Below are 20,311 nucleotides of genomic sequence, written 5' to 3'. Positions count from 1 at the left end.
GTTACTCATGCGGCAACCGATTGGCGTAACGCCTGATGTCCGATCGCTGTTTTTACGTACGTTTTATATTCTTCAATTTTATCATCTGGGCCCGTGTACTTACCCTCAACGTTGCTCAGTTTAATTGTCGGCACACCATCAACCGCCGTGGCTTTCATGACGAAATTATTCGCCTTAACCCCGAGGTCGTTTGTCAGTGTTGTGCCCCAGCCAAATGTCACCTTGATACGATCCTTGAAATAATCAGCCAGTTTGATAATTGTCTCGATATCCAGTCCATCGCTAAAGACGATCGTCTTTTCGTGCGGATCAATACCATGTTGTTCATAAAATGTAATCACCGTATCACCAAACTGCATCGGGTCGCCAGAGTCATGACGCAGAGCCTGCCATGAAGTCATTTGCTCCGGTGTGAAGTCAGCGAAAAAGAACTCTGTCGTAAATGTGTCGGTTAGGGCGGTTGATAAACCTTCGCCATACAGCTGCCGCCAGTCTTGGAGTACCTGATAGTGGCCATCTAACGGATTGTCGCCGGCCTTGTCGGCTAGTGCTGCGTAAACCATCGGTAATTCATGTGCGAATGTACCAATTGGCTGCAAGCCAAGCTCATGTGCCAAATAAATATTTGAAGTGCCAACGAAATTATCAGGAAGTTCACGTGCGACGCGCTCAATGACATGCTTTTGCCAGTCGTAGCTAAACCGTCGTCGCGTGCCGAAGTCCGAGAACTTGATGTCTGGGCGATTTTTTAACATATCAATTTTCTCGCTTAAGCGCCGATCTCCTTCGGCATATAGTTCTTTTAGCGAACTACCTTCATGGGCAAGTTTATTCTGGAAATATAATTCGTTCAGCTCGCTCATGACCACTGTTTCCCAAAACGTAACCAGTGGCCATTTGCCTGTAGTACTAACCGCTAAATCGCCGCGCTCATCATAACCAATGTCAACAGGCGGTAGGGGATTGTCATGTAAAAAGTCAAGGTATTCTGGCGTGAATTGTGCTGTACCGTCTTGATTTTGTAGGCTGGCGAGATAGGCGATCTCATCAGGTTGCCAGCCGTTTGCCACGTTACTGAGCCGGTTGCGTAATTCTTCTGCGCTCACAAATTCTGATAGCAGGGTAGGAGCGCGGTTTTTCAAGGTGAAGGTGACCTCGGCGTCAGGATGCTTGGCGTGCTCCAGCTGACCCATGGTCGCCTTATAGTAATCTAGGCCTTGTGATAATTTAGGTTCACGGTTCATTGAACACTCCTTTCGATCATCATCATTTTAGCCTCACTGGTTGAAACCGCCAGAACGTGGGCCTCTTTCATGGCGGCTAAGGCCTCTTCTTCGTCAGTCGGTGTGAGTCCAACAGCACGGATAGCCTCTCGCAGTAGATGGATGGAAACGCGCGCATCGTCTCGGAAGTGGTTGGCAATATCCAGAGCAGTCGCCTTCACGCAAAAGTCAGTTGCGAGCCCGCCGAGAAATACTTTAACCTTCTCGTGAGGTGTTCGTGGTGTGATAATGGTCTCCAGTGTTTCGCCCGTGTCACTCTGACCCTCCCAACCAGAATACCCGTCAGTTTGACCCATACCTTTGTTGATAACAATGTCATCGGGTCGCACGTCAAGCTTATCATGAAAGGCAGCGCCAGTTGTGCCAGCGACACAATGAACTGGCCACTGGCCGCCAAAATTACTAAAATGTGGTGTTTTAGCAGGGTGCCAGTCGCGAGTAAAAACTACCTGTCCATCATGGTGCCGCACCGTCTCGGCGATGGTATTGAGCGGGGCAACGACCTGCTCACTCTCGGCAACTGCTAGGCTGCCATCGATAAAATCATGCTGCACATCAACGGCAACAAGTACATTTCGAGTTGGTTTTACTGTTTCCATAGATTGCCTCCTTACTTAATGTATAAACTACACTTACTGTATAGTCTAGCAACTAGTTATTGTGTAGTCAACACTAATTGGTAAAATAATATAAAAAATTGATACCCTATCCTGCCCCTGGCTTGGTGATATTAGCTAATCAAAGCTCCGCGATAACGTCTCGAGGTTTTGGGAATTAAACTCGTATAGTTTTGCTGGACGATGTGCGCCGTCACGCCATAACTCGTTGGTTTCATGAATGAGGTTGAGGCTGAGGAATTTTTTGCGAAAATTACGCTTATCAAATTCACGATCAAAGATAATTTCGTAGGCGTTCTGTAGTTGGGTCAGGGTAAAACGCCGCTCCAGAAATGCCGACACAGCATTCGTATATGTTAGCTTGGCGATCAGTCGCTCTCTGGCGTATTCAATAATGCTGGCGTGATCATAAGCCAGTGGCGGTAGATTATGTACATCAAAAAATGTCGCGTGCGACGTCGCCTCGTCGAGCGGGATAGTACGCCCACACCCGAGGTATGTCACCGATACAGCATGTCCTCGTGGGTCACGGTCGACCGTGTCAAAGGTGTAGAGCTGCTCAATGTAGCTCAAGTTATTCTCAACATCCACGCCCGTTTTTTGGGTAACGATACGTCTCAGTGCGGCTGTCGTTGTCTCGCCCTTGGCGTTGTATCCGCCGGGCAGCGCCCATTCACCCTTAAACGGCTCGTTGGGGCGCTTTAGGAGCAGGACTTCTAGTGCGCCGTTACTAATTTGGAATATCACGGCGTCAACGGTTAGCGTCGGTGGAACGTATGGTTTCGTGTATTTCATACAATATATAGTACCCTGAAGTAGCTAGTTTGCCAAGGCAGACATTGTGGCCTTGAAGACTGATGTGAATTGTGTAATAATAGCTGGGAAATGAAAGGAAGAACCACTACAGCCCCCCGAAGAGAATCCAATGGGTCCGAGCGTCGTCACGTAGCTGTCGAGAATAGTAAGTGTTTCAGGGTGCCCATCGTCGAAGGAGGCAGCCTTAAGAGAAAGGCACGCCGTGAGGGGCGCCCTGATAATCTTGACATTGATGACCAGATCCCTGGCCAAACCGTAGAGTCACCTTACCTGCAGCACGAGAGGGGCCAAAGATTACTGGCAGCAGCGGCATTGCTGGCCGTTCAAGTTCGTCAACTACCTCTAAGGCATCCGATGAGGGGACGATATGTGAACGCGCTTCAAGCCCTCATGGCTGGTGAATCAGGTGATGTAGGGAGGATAGCCTTCCTTACTACCAACCCCGTAGCAAAGACAAGAGAGGAACTCCGCTCATTAGCAGACACGGGGATTGCTTCGGTCGAGGTTGATGAGATTGGTTTGGTGCATTATTCATGTGCGGAATTCCCAGTAGAATAGCCACCATACCCATCATCTACCGGATCATCTCTGCGCTCTGCGATCTTGATCAGGGCTGCCAGACTGATTCCTCGCTCGGCGAGTTCTTCTTCTGAGATGAAAAAGTGGTCGCGACTTAAAAGCAATTCACCGATCCTTCGGTAACTCTCTTTCTTGTCAATGAGCCCCTGTTCAATCTGATCACCAATCTCCCGGCATGCCCTGGCTCTACGAATATTATCCTCCGAGACTACTTTATCCATACCGACAGTCTCATCAACCCCATAGGCCTCAGAAAGTCCTGAATGTACATAGACTTCAATCCTCCCTGGGGGATCCCACAATTCCTTCCCGGGAGGTGGCTCTGGCCAATCCATCCCCATCTTATTGACCATTAAACAAAAGGGGTGGCCAATGTCAATCAATAATCCCTAGAGCAATCGTCATCACGCCAAGTATCACGTGACTCATTGTTACGCCGATGAGGTTTGATGAGCGCTGGTACGCTCGGTACCAGAAAAGGCCAACGATGCTCATGATAACAACAGTGAGCATATCGCCGTAGATGATATGTACATAACCGAAAAGGGCGGCTGCTACGCCAAGCTCCAACACCCGGTGCAGCCGTAGTTCTTGCAGCATACGGCTGAGGATACCGCGGAATAACAATTCTTGTGCCGGGCACGAGATGAGAATATAAAATACATAAAATCCTATTCCTTCGGTTGGTGAGAATCGAGGCTTTTCGAGGAGTAGAAACAGCCCGGCTGCGATAAGGAGAACTATAGTTATCGGTAGCACGGTTTTGAGTGAATAGATGGTACGTTGCCGCGTAATACCGATGTCACTATGCGTATTGCCGAGAATTCGCATTAATATATACATCATCACTGCACCGACTATAAGTGCCACGAATTTCATATTCCAAGGAATGACACCGATGCAAATGAGGATAGGCAACATGAGATACACGCAGACAATGGCATAGAGATATATCATTTGTCGGCGGTGAGTTGTGTGGGTGGTGTGATTAGTATTAGGCATGATAATGAGAGAGTACAATTATATATTAACTGAAATCACTAATTATTGCTGTATTTAATGTGTAAAGTGTGGTAGAATGGAGCGGAGTGAGTATCGAGATTAGCTTCTCGGGGTGTGGCGCAGTTGGCTAGCGCGCGCGGTTTGGGACCGTGAGGTCGAAGGTTCGAGTCCTTTCACCCCGACCACACTCATCTTGTTCGAACACACGCCCTCGGAGCTCCGCTCCGGGGGCATTTTTGTCGCAGAAGGTTGCATGTGAACCTAATCTGGTTGGCTTATCGCCCTCGCTCCATCGCCACCCGCTGGGCATGTTCTGCGGTGCGGTCGATGGGCAGTGCGCTGAGTTTATCTGTATAGCCTTTTCGCGTGAGTGCCGCGGTGATCAAAAAATCAGCGAGTCGTGGATTCTTTGGCAAGATCGGCCCGTGCAGGTACGTCGCCACGATATTGTGCAGCCTCGCGCCCTCGATTTGGCCAGTCTCGTCATTACCAGCGCCCCGCACCACGCGCCCCAGCGGCAACCCTCCTTCATCAAGCAGCGTCTGGCCGCTATGATTTTCATAACCAACGATCTGTCCAAACTCCTCGCTCTCGAGCGTGATATTGCCGATCAGGCGTTCTGCCTTGGCGTATGTCTCCAGCGGTAAAATCCCCGCACCGCGAATCACGTGTCCCTCGTGTGTGGTGAACGCTCGGCCAAACAATTGATACATACCACAGATCATCAGCATTGGCACGTCGCTCTCTGCTAAGCGCCGTAGCTCATCCGCTCGCGCCAGCAAATCGTCCTGGATAATTTCTTGCCCAGCATCCTGACCACCACCGCCGATGAATATATCTCCCGCCATAAAATCAGTCGTATCGCCCGGATTATGATCAATAATACGTACCGTAAAGCCGCGCCATTCCAGCCGCTTTTTCAGCGCCAGCGTATTGCCCCAGTCGCCATAGAGATTCATATCGCGCGGATACAATTGAATAATCGTGATCGTCATCGGATGGCCTCCACATCGGTTTTGATTGATAATAATTTGCGCAGTCGCATCATCGCTGTGTAGGTACAGTAAATATGTTTTGGCTGGCGTGGATGATGGGCTAGCAATTTCTCCAGCGCCGCCGCCAAATCTGGCTCAATGATTTCTGGCGTAATGTCGTCATACTCCAGCCGCAGCGCCATATCATGAGCGCGCACGCCGCTGACCACCGCCACCTGCTCGAGGCGTGAAACGTCCACATCCCACAGCCAACTAACGTCGCGTCCGTCAGCGTAATTATCATTGATAGCAATCATTGTATCGGCTGTTCCGTCGGCAAATGACAGCAGGCTGAGTCGAAAGCCGCTCGGGTTTTTCACGAGAATTAGCTCAATCGGCGTGCCGTCAATCACGATGGTCTCGCCTCGGCCAAATGCCGGCGCTACGTCTGACAGGGTGCCTAGTAGTGTCGTTAACTCGGCTTTCTCTCCCGTAATTTGTCGGACCAAACTCAGCGCCGCTGCTGCATTCAATAAATTATATACGCCATTCAGCCGCATCCGCACTGCATGCTTGGCCCCATCAATCTGAAAGGTTGCCGTTTGCTTATCAATGTCAGCGAGCAGCACGTCGGCTGGAGCCGTCTGATTTGCCTGAGCTTGGCCGGTCTTGAGCGCATCGTCAGTCGGCATCAGCTCGAGCAGCTGGTCGGTTGTGCCAAAAAACGCTACGTCTGCCGCTGTGTTTTGGTGCAGGCGGTAGATACGCGGGTCGTCGCGGTTGAGCACCACGGTATCAGTGGTTGCCTGGGCGATTTTTGCCAAGAAACCAGCTGCCGTGTCGATCTCGCCAAACCGATCCAGCTGATCGCGCATGACGTTGAGCAGCAGACTGTAGCGTGGCGGTACTAATTGAACAAACTTGACCGCCCAGGCCTCGTCAAGCTCCAGCACCGCGATGTCGGCATCCAGCCGCCCGCGCATATCTACCTCGCCGAGCAGCGCCGCCGCCACGCCGCGCGAGAAATTACTGCCCGTGCGATTGGTAAAAACCTTGAGGCCGGCCGCCTCGAGCAGTTCAACGACGATTTTAGTGGTGGTAGTCTTGCCATTCGTGCCGCTGATAACCACCACACCGTGCGGTATTTGCGCCAGGGTACGAGTGATAAAACCCGGGTCGATCTTTTCGATAACTAACCCCGGGAGTGCCGAGCCGCCACCGCGCAGGCGAGCGGCTTGTTTGACGGTTTTGCCGATGAGTGTACTGAGAATCTGTCGTGACATATTTCGTATTATACCGTGCCCAAGCAGTATGCTACAATAGAACTATGTTTTTGGTGGGTATTTTCCAGTGGTGGTATGGCGCAGGCTGGCGGCGGCATATGCAGCGCGTTGGTCTCGGTGTGCTGCGGACGGCCGATTTTTTCTCAATCGGTTTGTTGGTGCGGACGCTGTTTGATCCATTTCGCCAAATTTCCGCAGGGCAAATTCGTGCTCAGGCGCCGCTCGCTGTCAAGATACAGGCCTTTTTCGACCGACTGTTCTCGCGGGCAGTTGGCACAGTAGTGCGGCTTCTGGTGCTGTTTGCGGGGCTGGTGGTTATCAGCCTGCGGGCGGTGTGGGCGGTCGGCAGCATCGTGGTGTGGGCGCTGTTACCCGTAACGCCGGTGATAGGAATTATCTTGTGGCAGATGAGGGTTTTGGCATGAACGAGGTGCGGCCGGAGTTTCGCTATCACAGCTTGCGGGCGCAAAAGGCACGGTTTACGGCGCGGTTTGGTGCGGTCTGGCATGTCTTGGTGGTGCTCGTTGCTGTTGCATTGGGTCTGGGCGGCGTTTGGCTATTGATCAAGCACGGGCCGGTTGGCTGGTTGATGATTGGCCTAGTGGGGCCATTGGTGATGCTCAGTGTGTGGTGGCAGGGCGATCTCAAGACGATGGCGGTGAGTGTGCGAGCGGAGACGATTGATGATGTGATGGCAGCGGATGTGCTGGGCCGCCTGAGTCAGCGACCGACGCCAAAAGAGATCGCGCTGGCGGTTGGTCAGTCGCGGGCCGGGCAATTCCTCGGGGTGCGACTAGGGTTAACGCCGAACTTTTTGGCGAATATCGCTTCGGATGATCCAAATAACACGCCGGCCGTGTGGCAATCAGCGCTGCGAATTTGGCGTGACACCAATAGCCCGAAGGTAACGGGTGCGGTGCTGGCGGCGGCGATCGTTGAGCAATTTCCGAATCATGACGCTCTGCTGGCAAATCTAAAAATTGATTTTCGTGATGTGCTGAGCGGTATTATGTGGTATGAACGCCTCAAGTCATTGATCGAGCAGTTCAAGCAAAAGCCGCTTCACACCGGCGGTATCGCTCGCGACTGGTCGTTTGGCTATACGCCACTCTTGAGCCGGTTCGCCCAGAACCTCAGCCTGCAGGTGTCGGGCGGGACGATGATCTCGCAGCTGGACGCTCATCAGGCGGCGCTGGAGCAGCTGATGACAATTTTTGGCTCGAACGGCCGGCAAAATGCAGCGCTGGTCGGGCTTGATGGGGCTGGCAAAAGTACGGTCGTGGCGGCGTTCGCCGAGATGCTCATTGATGGACATAAAACCGTGCCGTCGTCGCTTCTCTATCGGCAGATTTTCCTCTTGGACGCCTCGTCGCTGATCTCGGCGGCGGCTGGTCGGGGTGAGCTGGAGGCATTGGTGACGCAGATCCTCAACGAAGCATTTTTGTCAAAGAATGTCATTTTGTGTCTCGATAATGCTCAGCTGTTTTTCGAGGAGGGCGTTGGTTCGGTTGATCTGAGTAATTTGCTACTACCGATTTTGGAGGCGGGCAGGCTGCGAATTATCTTGACCATGGATAGCCAGCGCTACTTGCAGATTTCTCAGCGTAATTCTCAGCTGGCGACGGCGCTCAATACCATCGTTATCGAGCCATCATCGCCCGAGGAGACGGTGCGGATTATGCGCGATCAGCTGATCAGCCTTGAACATCGCCATAAAGTGACCTACATGTATCAAGCCATCGCTGAAGCTTACCGCGTCGGCGAGCGGTACGTCCAAGACGTGGCGATGCCGGGTCGGGCGCTCAAGGTGCTGGAGGCGGCAGCTCATTATGCGTCGTCCGGTCTCGTGACGGCCCAGTCGGTTGATAATGCAGTCGAAAAAACCATGGGTATCAAGATTGCGATCGCCTCGACTGACGACGAACGGGAAAAACTCTTGAACCTCGAAGACCTGATTCATCAGCGCATGATCAACCAAACGCGCGCCGTCAGCGTCATCTCTGATGCGATCCGGCGAGCGCGTGCCGGCGTGCGCAATCCTGATCGGCCGATTGGTACGTTTCTGTTCCTTGGCCCAACTGGTGTCGGTAAAACTGAGCTGTCCAAAGCGCTGGCGGATATCTACTTTGGTGGCGAGGGCAACCTAATCCGGCTGGATCTCAACGAGTTTGTGCGGGCCGAGGACGTGGCGCGCTTGATCGCTGATGGGGCGAATGATCCGATGAGCTTGACTGCCCAGGTGCAAAAGCGACCATTCTCGGTGGTGTTGCTCGATGAAATTGAAAAGGCCCACCCGCAGGTACTCACGACGCTTTTGCAGCTACTAGACGAGGGAATTTTACGCGACGAGAAAAACCGCGACATTAGTTTTCGTGATTGCCTAGTCATTGCGACGTCGAATGCTGGCGCTGAGCGGATTCGCGAATACATCGAGCGTGGCTACCAGCTGGAGCAGTTTGAGCAAACATTTATCAACGAGCTGATTAATGCCAATCTGTTTCGTCCGGAGTTTCTCAACCGGTTTGATGAGATTGTGCTATTTCGTCCCTTGGGCAAAGAAGAGCTGCTGCAGGTCGTTGATCTCATTTTGGCTGGTATCAATCGAACGCTGGCGCCACAAAAAATCCAAGTCGCTGTCGAAGAGGCGGGCAAAAAAATATTGGTTGACGCTGGCTATGACCCGCGCCTTGGCGCTCGTCCGATGCGCCGCGTGGTGCAGCGAGCTGTCGAGAATACCGTCGCCAAGCAGCTGCTCGCTGGCTCTGTCGCTCCGGGCTCAACGACGATTATCACGGCGGAGCAGATACGAGCGGTGGTCGGCGAGGCGGCCGACGGCAGTAGTATGGTGCCCCCAGGTCCGGGCGTGCCGCCGATATCACTCGGACAGTAGAGTTGCAAATATATTTATAATGTGGTATAATGAGGGCGTGGTTCAGAGTAATATAGAATTTTCCAGCTACGGAAATGAGGTTAAAGAGCGATCACTCAACCCCAACTCAATTGAAGAGCTCGTGGCGAGTGGTTTTATTGATGAAAGTGGACAACTAACCGAGCGGACACGTCGTGCCATACCGCGAGGGGGCGTCAAGGTATTGGCACCTGTTCAGACACAAAAGGGTGAGGAGCCGACTAATCTAGACCTAGACCTCTTAAATAAGATACAAAAACCCTATCGTGTCGTCGCAGACGGAGTACTTCTGGGAGGGTGCTTGAACTCCATCTGGTATATGCAGACTGATGGTTGCAAGGATCGTATATTTCGAAACTACATTATTATATGTCAAGATCCGACTCTCGTGGATATCGCGGGGCAACTTAATGATGTAACCCAGAAGGATCAACATACTAAATTGACACTGCGAGATATAGGCGCTCTCGGTCTCGGTAGTTTTGTTGCTGGCGGTGGCGCATTGCTGCTCAGTTCCGGTGAGCCACTGCTAACGACGGCTGGGGCTGTTGTGGGTGGTGCAATGGGTGCGGTCGGCGCTCAACTTACAGAGAAAAAATGGTTTGAAGAGCAGGTGACGCGCTTCAGCCAGGCAATATACAACTGTCCTGACAATATTATTATTGACCTTGATCGTATTAATGAGGAGCTGGAAAGGAGAACATTATGGTGGGCTGCCGGTTCGGATTGGTCTTCTCTTATAAGAAAAATCAATCCGAACCACACTGATCTAGATTATTGGGATCTTGACCTACGAAAGATAAATGTCAGAGATATTTGGTTTATGTTTAGTACGCCGCAATATAGTCCTGCTGCGCTTACGTTTGCTGACAAGTACCAAGAATATCAAAAGACATGTGATGCGATACAGTACGAACGGGTGGCGCGAGGAGTGCGCCGTGATATGGGCATGACAACTGACTTCAGCGAGCTAGAAACGCAGCAGGCTCATGCTGATAGATTTTTGTCAACGGCTCTATTGCAGCTCTTTGATGACGTGCGGGAATTAGGACAAAAAGAGCAATCGCGGCGCGAGTTCGATGCCACGATAGAGCGCCTCACGACCGTTACCGAAGAAGAAATTAAGTATCAACCAGCGAAAGTATTTCATGATGAGTTGATGTGGTCTCTGAGCGGAGAAACGCTGATAGGTTTTAGTGGAGGTGAACAAGACGTCTATACACCAGCAATAATATGGGCAATGGACTTCATCCATAAATTACCGCGGATGATAACCCCCAGCCTGTCGGTATATGAGGCATATGATCATTTTCAAGGTGAAATCAAAGTCATGACAGACGGCAAGTTGACATTGCCAACAACTGAGGAATTCCAACAAAAATACCCCGTCATCGACCAGGGTATCGTCTAGTATAGTGGTACCCCGCACAGGAATCGAACCTGCAACCTTTGGTACCGGAAACCAACGCTCTATCCAGTTGAGCTAACGGGGCACACTAACGCGCTAACGGGAAAAGGTCCGGTGGGAAAGCGCGAAATTCAATGGTACACCCGGCAAGATTCGAACTTGCGACCACTTGGTTCGAAGCCAAGTACTCTAATCCACTGAGCTACGGGTGCACACGAGGATATTATACCACGCACCGCGCCGAAACAGAAATGATATAATGTATCACATGGAGATACGAACAGAGATTCCGCTGCACCAGTATACGACGATGCGGCTCGGTGGCGCAGCACGCTTTATGGCATCGGCGACGTCGGTGAATGAGGTTAGAGAGTTATATAACAGTGCCAAGGTGCAGGGCATACCGATCTTTGTCTTGGGCGGCGGTAGTAATGTTATCGCTCGCGACGAAGGGTTTGCGGGGGCGGTGCTGCTCAATCGAATCAAGGGATTTGAAGTGCTAACTGATGATGGTCAGACCGCAACGATTAAGGTTGGTGCTGGTGAAATATGGGACGATGTAGTCAAGCGTACGGTCGCCATGGGCCTGAGCGGCATCGAGGCGATGTCGGCCATCCCTGGTACAGCCGGCGCCGCGCCGGTGCAGAACGTTGGTGCGTATGGCCAGGAAGTCGCTGATGTGCTCACTGAGCTGGAGGCGTACGACTCGCTGACTGACCGGGTGGTGACCTTAGACGCAGCGGAGTGCGGGTTTTCGTATCGGCATAGTATTTTTCGTGGTGAGGCGAGCGGTCGCTATTGCATTCTCTCAATTACCATCAAGCTCCATCACGCAGCGCCAAAACCGCCGTTCTATGCCGGCTTGCAGCGGTATTTGACCAACATGAACATCACGACCTTTACGCCGCAGGTGATCCGTGACGCGGTTATGGCGATTCGGTTTGATAAGCTGCCCGATCCGACCGAGCGACCCAACGCTGGTTCATTCTTCAAGAACGCACTGATCGAATCATGGCAGCTGAATGAACTTCGTGAACAGTATCCGGATGCGCCGTCCTATGACATGCCGGACGGCCGACACAAGGTGCCGACGGGTTGGCTGATTGAACAGGCTGGGCTCAAGGGGGCGTTGCTTCACGGTATGCGGGTGCACGATAAGAACGCGCTGGTACTGATCAACGAGTCGGCGACCAGCTACCATGATCTTGCGGCGGCACGTGACGCCATCATCCAGGCAGTCTACGACAAGTTCCATATCCAGATTCAGCAAGAACCGTTGGAAATTTGAGCGCCAAAACGCTTGCGCTTATGCATATTTCCGAGTATGATGGGGGTATGAAGGGACGGGGGTTTACGCTAGTCGAGCTGATCATTGCTATTGCCGTCATGGCGATTTTACTGGTGCTCGCGACATTAAGTTTTCGTAATTATCAGGCGGCGGCACGCGATAAGGAGCGTGAGGCCGATGTGCTAGCCTTGCAGAACTACCTCGAGAGCGTCTATCCGCGGGAAATTCGTGACAGTGCCGGTAACGTCATCAAGCCTGCTGGCGGCTATCCGGCGTATGTTTCTGGCGCCAGCGGTGCTGGCAAGATGACTGCGGCGCAGTTTGCAGCGGCGTTTGACGAACTGGGTGGTGCCGCCAAGACCGGCCCACTGGATCGAGAACGCCTTATTTCGGCGATTAACGGTACATTCGGTGTCAATCCGATCGCTAACGTGGGTCAGCTGTTTGCCAAGAAGGATGATTACGAAAACACCAAGATTACTAATTATCCGAACGGTGCGTACGTCTACATTGCTGGGGTTTACGGTGGCGTGTGTGACGAGATAGGTACGGCCTGTCGGCGCTATACGATTTTTTATCATTTAGAAACAAAGGAGCCGGGTAAATGGCAAGTACTCAACAGCAAACGTCTCTAAAACATGCGGGCGGTTTCACCGTTGTCGAACTGATGATCACCTTGATTATCGCCGGGATCTTTATAATGAGCGGCTACCAACTGTATGGGGCGGTGTTGGCGCGCAATACTGAGGCTCGCCGTACGTCGGAGGCCGCCAGTATCGGATATAGCATTCTGCGTGAACGCGGCCTGTACAAAACGGTGTCTGAAGTTTGTGGCAGCGGTGCGGTCAAGACTGAACACGTGACACCACCGACCACGCCAACATTGCCGGATCCAGTACGTGCTCGAGTCGAATATTGTAAAGTGCCAAACAGCGTCGCAGTGATTCGCGTCGCAGTGATTATTACTTATGGAACGCCAGCGCAGGAGGTGGTGCATGCGACGTACATTTCGGGCTAATTCTAATCGGCGGCAGCGCAGCCGGGGATTTACGCTGATCGAGATCTTGGCGATTGCGCCAGTCATTATCTTGGTGCTGGCGGGTATCATCGGCCTAATTATCAACCTTACTGGCTCATCAATGATCACTAGTGCCAGGTCACAACTACAGAGCGATGTGCTAACGGCGCTTGATCGGATTGAGGCGGACGTGCGGCTTAGTACTACGCTTGAGGGAACAACCTCGTCGTACGTGCGCATGCATAGTCTCGCCACCAGCGACAACCCCTACAGCCCGACGCGGCGTCTGATCCAAAAAAGTGATTGCGGTGTGGCGTGGGGAGCGGTTGCCATCGCTGATGCCAAGACCTATACCACTGAGTATTTCCAGAGCGGCTCGGAACTCAAGCGCAAGACGATGTACGATGGCTCATGTCCGAGTGCCAGTGATCGTATCTGGCAGTTGGACGGGGCAGTCGAAACGATCATCGACACCAGTACGGTGCTCAATTTCAATGTTTGCAAGATCAACGACGGTACGCTCAAGGTCAGCCTCGGGGTGACTAAAACTGTTGCTGGTGAAAACATCCGGTACTCCAGCCAGCGCCTTATCAAGTCAATCAATGTTCCTGCAAACGGCACTGCCGGCGCCTCGTGTCCATAGCGGGTTCGGGTGGGTCGTGTGGATAACGCCCGTTTCGAGCAGGAAGTGCTTTGAGGTACTACCTCTGTTTTTGTGGCCAACGTGAGTCGAATCAGGGAATTATTCATAAAATGCTTGCGCTTTTATAATCGCTTTGTTACAATCAAGTTACAATAATAACTAACTAAAAATAGGGGGCAAATCAGAAATGATTTCTTCAAACAAAACTAAAGGTTTCACATTGGTTGAGCTCTTGATCGTGATCGTGGTCATCGCTATCTTGGCTGCTATTTCGATTGTAGCGTACAATGGTGTGACACAAAAAGCACGTGACGATGAGCGTCAATCAAATGCGCGTAACCTTGTGAATGCAGCTGCATCGTATAACTCTGAGAAAGACAAGTGGCCGACTGTCTCTGAGATTGGTTCATTTAATACTATTAAAGTTCCAAGCACCGTAATCTCGGCAACTGACGGGAACGATCCAACGGATGGCAATAAAAACCACTATGCATATCAGTTCTGCAAGGATGGCGGCACTACTACTGTTCAGGATGAAGCAACAGGTGTCAAGGTGCGCTATTGGAAAGATATTGATGCGGGTACAAACCACGTCCAAGAAGTAACAAGCGGTAAGTGTTCATAGTATTCCCATACTAAGAAACAGCAATTAGTATAAAATAAATCCCGGTCAGTTCCGGGATTTATTTTATACTGTATTATCTTTCAACAACCGCTACCACTGCTGACTATCTTCTCATGAGGCTCATGTCCATCGACAGCTTCTTTCCAATAGGTAACTTTTGCTCCAGTAGCGTTTGGACCAGTTCCACACAACTCATATAGATACTTGCTTTTGTCGGTTGGACTTGGTGTAGTAGTTCCGAGATTATTTTTGATTTGATCGGATAGCCTTATTGTATTAAATGACCCTAACTCTGCTATCGTCGGCCAGTGGCCTTTTTCCGAGTTGTACACAGCGGCGGCGTTGATAATGTCGCGTGCACTGGCTAGTCTTTCACCGTCTCGAGCTTTGTTGGATACACCATTGTATGCTGCTATCGAGATAGCAGCCAAGATAGCGATGACCACGATAACGATCAAGAGCTCAACCAATGTGAAACCTTTAGTTTTGTTTGAAGAAATCATTTCTGATTTGCCCCCCAAGTTATTTAGTATTAGTTATATGGTAGCGGAAAACGCGCTGCAAGGCTAGTAGTTTGTTGCTTAATTTTTGTGTATTCTGCCGAGTTCTCTGCGGTTATCGCTGTGATAATCCACTTGGCAATCTGTTTGACTTCCGCCTCCGTCATGCCGCGTGTCGTCACCGCTGGCGTGCCGAGGCGCAGGCCGCTTGGACGGAATGGCGGCAGGGTATCGTTCGGTATAGCGTTGGCGTTGGCGGTGATACCGCTGGCCTCTAGCCGCTCCTGAGCAGTTTTACCATCAATGCCGAAGCTGCCATAGATGTCCGCTAACACCAGATGGTTGCTGGTGCCGCCTGTTACTAATTTCAAGCCGCCGCGTTTTAGTTCATCTGCCAGAACGGCTGCATTCTTTACGATTTGCTGGGCGTATTCCGTGAACTCTGGGTGCAGCGCCTCGCCAAAGGCCACTGCCTTGGCGGCGATGGTGTGCATGTGCGGGCCCCCTTGAGTGCCAGGGAAGACCGCCCGGTCGATCAGCGTTGGCAAGTTTTCTAAGGTTTTTCCTGGTCGTTTTAAAGGATTGCCGGCTATGCCTCTCGACAAAATCAAGCCGCCGCGCGGGCCGCGCAAGGTTTTGTGCGTGGTAGTAGTGATAACGTGAAAGCCGTAGTCAAACGGATTTTTGGCTACGCCGCCGACGATCAGCCCAGCGATGTGACTCATGTCTGCCATCAACATCGCGCCGACTTCGTTGCCAATCTCGGCAAACTTGGCGTAATCCAGCTCGCGCGGATAGGCCGAGAAGCCGGCCAAGATGATTTTTGGCCGATGTTTCAGCGCCAAACGGCGAATTTCTTCATAGTCAATTTCGCCAGTCTCGACATCCTTGATGCCGTAGCGGACGAATTTATATTCGCGGGCTGAGCGGGTGACTGGCGCGCCATGCGTCAGGTGGCCGCCATGCGCCAAATCCATCGCCAGAATGGTATCGCCAGGCTCGCACCACGCATAATACACCGCCTCATTAGCCTGAGCGCCAGAGTGCGGCTGGACATTGGCGTGGTCAGCGCCGAATAGCTTTTTAGCGCGGTCAATCGCCAGCTGCTCAATTTGGTCGGTGTTTTCTTGTCCGCCGTAATAGCGTCGTCCGGGGTAACCTTCAGAATATTTGTTGGTAAAGACGCTGCCCAGCGCTTTGAGTACACTAGTTGAAACGTAATTTTCGCTTGGGATCATTTCGATCCCCAGCTGCTGCCGTTTTATTTCTGCCGCAATTAAATCGGCGACCTGCGTATCTTGCATGACACTCCCTCCTTTTCCTCTATTATAGCACTTTACAACATATATCATGTGTGATATATTGTACGCTATGAGCATGAATGACTATCTCCAAAAAATCGGCGTTATTATCACCGAAAATCGTAATCGCAAGGGCCTCACACAGACACAACTAGCTGAGGCCATCGGTACATCACAAAGTGCCATCAATCGTATCGAGAACGGCGGTCAAAATATTAGTGTCGAGATGCTAGTGAGGATTAGCGATGTGCTCAATTGTAACATCGTTACGCTCAATCACTCGGGCAAGATGAACTTTCGGGTGCATGGCGGCAAAAAACTTTCTGGTGATATATCGGTCAAAACGAGCAAGAATGCGGCCGTGGGGCTGCTCTGTGCCAGCTTACTCAACAGGGGAAAAACGACACTGCGTCATGTGGCACGTATCGAGGAGGTTAACCGGATCATTGAGGTGCTCAACTCGATTGGCGTTAAAACCCGTTGGCTGCGAAAGAATGACCTGGAAATTATACCACCGGCGCGGCTGAGGCTGGAGGACATGGACATCGCTGCTGCCAAGCGCACGCGTACCGTGATCATGTTCCTTGGCCCGCTGCTTCATCAATATCATGATTTTCGGCTGCCATTTGCTGGTGGCTGTAACCTCGGTAAGCGCACGGTGGAGCCACACTTGTCGGGGCTGAAGCATTTTGGGATGCAGGTAGAGGCCGAGGGTGGGTACTATCATGCGCGCGTCGAGCCGACAACGGGCGATCGGATAATTTTATTGACTGAACGCGGCGACACGGTGACGGAAAACGTTATCATGGCGGCGGCTCTGTCGCCAGACACCACCATCATCCGCAACGCCAGCCCGAACTACATGGTGCAGGATGTGTGTTTCTTCTTGCAGAAATTAGGCGTGACCATTGAAGGAATTGGTACAACGACGCTAAAAATCACGGGCCGGTCGCACATCAATACAGCGGTTGACTATTACCCGTCTGAAGACCCGATCGAGGCGATGAGCTTTATCGCGGCGGCCGTGGTGACTGATTCGGAAATCACGGTGCGCCGGGCACCAATTGAGTTTCTGGAAATTGAGCTAGCGACACTGGCGGAAATGGGTTTGCAGTATGAGTTGAGTGAGGAATATGCAGCCAACAATGGTCGTACTCGCTTGGTGGATATCACGCTGAAACACTCCAAGTTGGTTGCGCCAAAAGACAAGATTCACGCGCTGCCGTTTCCGGGGATTAATATGGACAACTTGCCGTTCTTGGGGCTGATTGCGACCGTCGCTAAAGGTCGGACATTGGTGCACGATTGGAGTTATGAGAATCGAGCGATTTATTTCACCGAGCTGAGTAAATTGAATGCGCAGATTGAGCTGGTTGATCCGCATCGGGTGTATATCACTGGCCCGACCAGGTGGAAGCCCGCTGATGTTGTGGCGCCGCCAGCGCTGCGGCCGTCGGTTGTGGTACTGCTCGCTATGTTAGCGGCGCCGGGCGTGTCAATCTTGCGCGATGTGTATTCAATCAATCGCGGCTACGAGGAACTAGCGCAGCGGCTGAATTCACTGGGTGCAGAGATTGAAGTTATCACCGAGTAGCTACGGAGTGTTCTGCTATTGGCTCTATTTGGTCGTATGGCGGGCGGGAAACAGAAACTTGAGATAATCTTTGAGCATCCGTGCACCCGATATGATCGGTAGATAGGCTATGAGCTGGCGATGAATGTACTGCATCAGTAGCTCATCGCTGGCGATAATTTGTGCCGCCCGCCGCATATTAGCGTAGAGCGAGGTGGTCTCGTCCTCTGAGATCACGCCGCTCACTTCGAGACAAGCGATTGGCTTGATATCGGCAACACCACCGTCACTGGTGGAGATAAGTAGCTTGAGATTGGCAATGTCTTTTTCCCATGATGTGCCGCAGGCCTCGAGGCCAATGATCGGCACGTTGATAGCAACATCTGAGCCAATCGCCAGCGCTCGTCCCAGGGTCTCGTCGTAATCTTGAATGTAGTGGACGCGCTCACGTAGGACAGGGTCGCCATCGACGAGTTTGAGGATGGTCAGAAGCTGCTGATACATATCATGATCGCCCTGATGAACTTTACCGGCAAGAATGTAGTGAGCGTTGCTATCGAGCAAAATCTGTTTGAGCATTTCTGGGCGCTCAAATGGTAGATGCGGTCGCTTATAATTGGCGAATCGTCGCTTGAAGTCGAACACCAGTGCGTCCTCGGGTAGGTGAACTGGGTTGTTGTATTGGTCCTTGCGCTTTACAAGAACTCGGTTTAGCTCCAGCCGGCCTACGCGTTTGAGTGAGCGAATGGTGTTGGCGGGTAACGTGGCGATCGCCGCTTGATACTGCTCTGTTGGCAAGCCAAATTTATCAAGGATGGTATGCTCACGATAAGCCTGCAGGATCTCCGGCAGTACCCATGTTTCCAGGTCGATGCCGTTGGTGATGGCGTGAAACTTGACCTTGTCGTTGTTGCGGTCGCGGAAATTTGCCACGCGGGCGTGTAGTTTACTGACGCCATTTTTGGCTTCGGTCAGCTCAATCGCCAACAAGTTTGGTCGCAAGTGGTCTCCCCGAAATTGCTCCATCAGCCAGCAGCGCACAGCGTTGCTTTTGAGGTTTGGCAGTACCAATTTTTCAAATTGCGAGCGGTGGAATTCTGGTTCAGCCGCCTGGAGCAGGGTGTGGTTGGTGTAGAGCGTGTGTTTACGCACGTAGACGATTGCTTCATATAAATTCATGCCGTTGGCGCATAGCTCGTCCAGCCGGGCCAATGCCGCAAAAATTGTTGCGGTTTCGTTGAGCTGGATGACGGCTGGCTTGATGCCGAGTAATTTCAAGGCTTTATAGCCGCCAAACCCAAGCGCCACTTCTTGGTACAGCCGGTGATCACCCGAGCCTTCGCCTTCGTACAATTGCCCAAAGTTTGGCTCTGAGATGGTAACAAATTGCGTTGAGCCGAGTGTCTTGCGAAAGACGCTGAGGCTAGCATCGGGAAAGCCGGCGGAGCTAACCGAAACCTCATCAATATAATGAAAGCCATACTCCTGGGGCGAGACCTTCTCGACGTATTCAGTTTGTGCGAGGTCGGTAATTTTTTGGTGTGATTCGCTGCGGTAAAATGGCGTCACCGCCACAAATGGCACTTCTAGCTTTTCGGCTACCCGCCGCGTGTCTGCCGCCAATACACCCAAGCCGCCACCGCCTTTGATGCCGTTGGCCTTGTCATAAATTTCCATTGTCCAGTAAACGTACGGCCGTGACTCAGACAGTTGATGCGTTAGGCTGCTACGCTCAATCACGTCATAAAATTCGGAGGCGTCTTCGATGTCCTGTGGCTGGTATGGTGAAGTGTTTGTGTATGAATATGAATCCATGATGCCCTTTTTGCGGATTGAAATTATCTTGCATTGGTGCGGGTGGGGAGAATCGAACTCCCATCTCAAGTTTGGAAAACTTGCATACTAGCCGCTGTACTACACCCGCGAGCTTGCACTATTGTACCAGAAAGATGCTATAATGTGAACATGCCCTGATAGCTCAGCTGGATAGAGCAGAGGACTTCTAAGCCTAAGGTCGTAGGTTCGAATCCTACTCGGGGCGCCAGGAATGATCAAAGGAGGGTCATATGGATGCTAGTGGTAAACCGCGAATGTCGCGTCGGTTAGTTCAGCGGTTGATGGCGCATCGGCCACGGACGCAGCCGGCGTTTGGTAATACCGGTCGAAGTCGTCGAGTGAGCGACCGTAACTGTGATCGTCAGCGGATCGGGAATTATCAGTCATCAGCGCTGGGTGCGCGCGGCTATGTACCATCAGCAAGCACCGGCGATATAGCGGAAGACTATGACACGACTAGCGACGCTCCGCTTTCCAATCGTACCTTTGTGGGTAATTCACTGCGCCAAGCGGAGCCGTCGTCATCGGCACAAAATACACCGCCGCCTCGCCCCACTAGCGAGGGCGGTACCGGTTGTCCGTCACCATCATCGCCTCGATTTCAAGAGCCGCCTTCACGCGGCTATAATCCATTTTCATAAACAGTATGATTTACCA

Annotated in this window: 21 protein-coding genes and 5 tRNA genes; 13 read left to right on the top strand and 13 right to left on the bottom strand. The window is 51.8% G+C overall.

Annotated elements, in window-relative coordinates:
* Nucleotides 1-5: 5 nt before the first annotated feature.
* From pncB to FBF27_03575, 3 genes are all read right to left on the bottom strand, one after another.
* Nucleotides 6-1,244 carry a nicotinate phosphoribosyltransferase gene (gene pncB, locus FBF27_03585; protein ID QJU09469.1) on the bottom strand — a complete coding sequence of 413 codons (1,239 nt, stop codon included), beginning with the start codon at nt 1,242-1,244 and terminating at the stop codon, nt 6-8.
* Nucleotides 1,241-1,882, bottom strand: a complete 642-nt coding sequence (locus FBF27_03580; protein ID QJU09468.1) for an isochorismatase family protein — start codon at nt 1,880-1,882, stop codon at nt 1,241-1,243. The genes pncB and FBF27_03580 overlap by 4 nt, the downstream gene beginning before the upstream one ends.
* A 135-nt stretch (nt 1,883-2,017) precedes the next feature.
* Nucleotides 2,018-2,695, bottom strand: a complete 678-nt coding sequence (locus tag FBF27_03575; protein ID QJU09467.1) for an NUDIX hydrolase — start codon at nt 2,693-2,695, stop codon at nt 2,018-2,020.
* A gap of 180 nt (nt 2,696-2,875) precedes the next feature.
* Between FBF27_03575 and FBF27_03570 the strand changes: the two genes are divergently transcribed.
* On the top strand, nt 2,876-3,274 hold the full coding sequence (locus FBF27_03570; protein QJU09466.1) for a hypothetical protein: 399 nt from the start codon (nt 2,876-2,878) through the stop codon (nt 3,272-3,274).
* Here FBF27_03570 and FBF27_03565 read toward each other — a convergent pair.
* A complete protein-coding gene (locus FBF27_03565; GenBank protein QJU09465.1) occupies nt 3,244-3,516 on the bottom strand; it encodes a hypothetical protein in 273 nt (90 codons plus the stop codon). The genes FBF27_03570 and FBF27_03565 overlap by 31 nt on opposite strands.
* A 154-nt stretch (nt 3,517-3,670) precedes the next feature.
* Nucleotides 3,671-4,297 (bottom strand): CPBP family intramembrane metalloprotease, encoded by a 627-nt coding sequence (locus FBF27_03560; GenBank protein ID QJU09464.1) that lies wholly within the window; start codon nt 4,295-4,297, stop codon nt 3,671-3,673.
* 108 nt (nt 4,298-4,405) lie between these two features.
* On the opposite strand from FBF27_03560, the gene FBF27_03555 reads away from it, so the two are divergent.
* Nucleotides 4,406-4,482, top strand: a tRNA-Pro gene (locus FBF27_03555).
* Nucleotides 4,483-4,572: 90 nt separating this feature from the next.
* Here FBF27_03555 and FBF27_03550 read toward each other — a convergent pair.
* Both FBF27_03550 and FBF27_03545 read right to left on the bottom strand, forming a co-directional pair.
* Complete coding sequence (locus FBF27_03550) at nt 4,573-5,292, bottom strand: glutamine amidotransferase (protein QJU09463.1); 720 nt, start codon at nt 5,290-5,292, stop codon at nt 4,573-4,575.
* On the bottom strand, nt 5,289-6,554 hold the full coding sequence (locus FBF27_03545) for a DUF1727 domain-containing protein (GenBank protein QJU09462.1): 1,266 nt from the start codon (nt 6,552-6,554) through the stop codon (nt 5,289-5,291). Before FBF27_03545 ends, FBF27_03550 begins: the two co-directional genes overlap by 4 nt.
* Nucleotides 6,555-6,598: 44 nt before the next feature.
* Between FBF27_03545 and FBF27_03540 the strand changes: the two genes are divergently transcribed.
* From FBF27_03540 to FBF27_03530, 3 genes are read left to right on the top strand one after another with little or no spacing between them, the layout of a single operon-like run.
* Nucleotides 6,599-6,979, top strand: coding sequence for a hypothetical protein (locus FBF27_03540; protein QJU09461.1), 381 nt, complete (start codon nt 6,599-6,601; stop codon nt 6,977-6,979).
* Nucleotides 6,955-9,444, top strand: a complete 2,490-nt coding sequence (locus FBF27_03535) for an ATP-dependent Clp protease ATP-binding subunit (protein ID QJU09460.1) — start codon at nt 6,955-6,957, stop codon at nt 9,442-9,444. Before FBF27_03540 ends, FBF27_03535 begins: the two co-directional genes overlap by 25 nt.
* A gap of 37 nt (nt 9,445-9,481) precedes the next feature.
* Nucleotides 9,482-10,873 carry a hypothetical protein gene (locus FBF27_03530; GenBank protein QJU09459.1) on the top strand — a complete coding sequence of 464 codons (1,392 nt, stop codon included), beginning with the start codon at nt 9,482-9,484 and terminating at the stop codon, nt 10,871-10,873.
* A gap of 5 nt (nt 10,874-10,878) precedes the next feature.
* Here the strand turns inward: FBF27_03530 and FBF27_03525 are convergent.
* A tRNA-Arg gene (locus FBF27_03525) sits at nt 10,879-10,955 on the bottom strand.
* A 50-nt stretch (nt 10,956-11,005) separates the two neighbouring features.
* Nucleotides 11,006-11,082, bottom strand: a tRNA-Arg gene (locus tag FBF27_03520).
* 47 nt (nt 11,083-11,129) lie between these two features.
* Between FBF27_03520 and murB the strand changes: the two genes are divergently transcribed.
* The 5 genes from murB (at nt 11,130) to FBF27_03495 (ending at nt 14,444) form a co-directional block, all read left to right on the top strand.
* Nucleotides 11,130-12,158 (top strand): UDP-N-acetylmuramate dehydrogenase, encoded by a 1,029-nt coding sequence (gene murB / locus FBF27_03515; GenBank protein ID QJU09458.1) that lies wholly within the window; start codon nt 11,130-11,132, stop codon nt 12,156-12,158.
* A gap of 20 nt (nt 12,159-12,178) precedes the next feature.
* Nucleotides 12,179-12,793 carry a prepilin-type N-terminal cleavage/methylation domain-containing protein gene (locus tag FBF27_03510; protein ID QJU09457.1) on the top strand — a complete coding sequence of 205 codons (615 nt, stop codon included), beginning with the start codon at nt 12,179-12,181 and terminating at the stop codon, nt 12,791-12,793.
* Entirely contained in the window at nt 12,763-13,176 is a 414-nt protein-coding gene (locus tag FBF27_03505; protein QJU09456.1) for a prepilin-type N-terminal cleavage/methylation domain-containing protein, read from the top strand. The genes FBF27_03510 and FBF27_03505 overlap by 31 nt, the downstream gene beginning before the upstream one ends.
* On the top strand, nt 13,154-13,819 hold the full coding sequence (locus FBF27_03500; protein ID QJU09455.1) for a hypothetical protein: 666 nt from the start codon (nt 13,154-13,156) through the stop codon (nt 13,817-13,819). The genes FBF27_03505 and FBF27_03500 overlap by 23 nt, the downstream gene beginning before the upstream one ends.
* Nucleotides 13,820-14,006: 187 nt before the next feature.
* Nucleotides 14,007-14,444, top strand: a complete 438-nt coding sequence (locus tag FBF27_03495) for a type II secretion system protein (GenBank protein QJU09454.1) — start codon at nt 14,007-14,009, stop codon at nt 14,442-14,444.
* A gap of 80 nt (nt 14,445-14,524) precedes the next feature.
* Here the strand turns inward: FBF27_03495 and FBF27_03490 are convergent, their stop codons facing one another.
* Nucleotides 14,525-14,947, bottom strand: a complete 423-nt coding sequence (locus FBF27_03490) for a type II secretion system protein (GenBank protein QJU09453.1) — start codon at nt 14,945-14,947, stop codon at nt 14,525-14,527.
* Nucleotides 14,948-14,976: 29 nt separating this feature from the next.
* Nucleotides 14,977-16,248 carry a serine hydroxymethyltransferase gene (locus FBF27_03485; protein ID QJU09452.1) on the bottom strand — a complete coding sequence of 424 codons (1,272 nt, stop codon included), beginning with the start codon at nt 16,246-16,248 and terminating at the stop codon, nt 14,977-14,979.
* Nucleotides 16,249-16,315: 67 nt separating this feature from the next.
* On the opposite strand from FBF27_03485, the gene FBF27_03480 reads away from it, so the two are divergent.
* Nucleotides 16,316-17,839 carry a UDP-N-acetylglucosamine 1-carboxyvinyltransferase gene (locus FBF27_03480; protein ID QJU09661.1) on the top strand — a complete coding sequence of 508 codons (1,524 nt, stop codon included), beginning with the start codon at nt 16,316-16,318 and terminating at the stop codon, nt 17,837-17,839.
* A gap of 24 nt (nt 17,840-17,863) precedes the next feature.
* Here FBF27_03480 and glgP read toward each other — a convergent pair whose 3' ends face one another.
* Nucleotides 17,864-19,633, bottom strand: a complete 1,770-nt coding sequence (gene glgP, locus FBF27_03475; protein QJU09451.1) for an alpha-glucan family phosphorylase — start codon at nt 19,631-19,633, stop codon at nt 17,864-17,866.
* Between the two features lie 34 nt (nt 19,634-19,667).
* Nucleotides 19,668-19,742, bottom strand: a tRNA-Gly gene (locus tag FBF27_03470).
* Between the two features lie 43 nt (nt 19,743-19,785).
* Here FBF27_03470 and FBF27_03465 point away from each other — a divergent pair.
* Nucleotides 19,786-19,862 (top strand) — tRNA-Arg (locus FBF27_03465).
* Nucleotides 19,863-19,884: 22 nt separating this feature from the next.
* A complete protein-coding gene (locus FBF27_03460) occupies nt 19,885-20,295 on the top strand; it encodes a hypothetical protein (GenBank protein QJU09450.1) in 411 nt (136 codons plus the stop codon).
* The last annotated feature ends 16 nt before the right edge of the window (nt 20,296-20,311 follow it).

Source organism: Candidatus Saccharibacteria bacterium oral taxon 488 (genome assembly GCA_013100805.1).
Lineage (GTDB): Bacteria > Patescibacteriota > Saccharimonadia > Saccharimonadales > Saccharimonadaceae > Nanosynbacter.
This window is presented reverse-complemented; position numbering and strand designations above follow the sequence as displayed.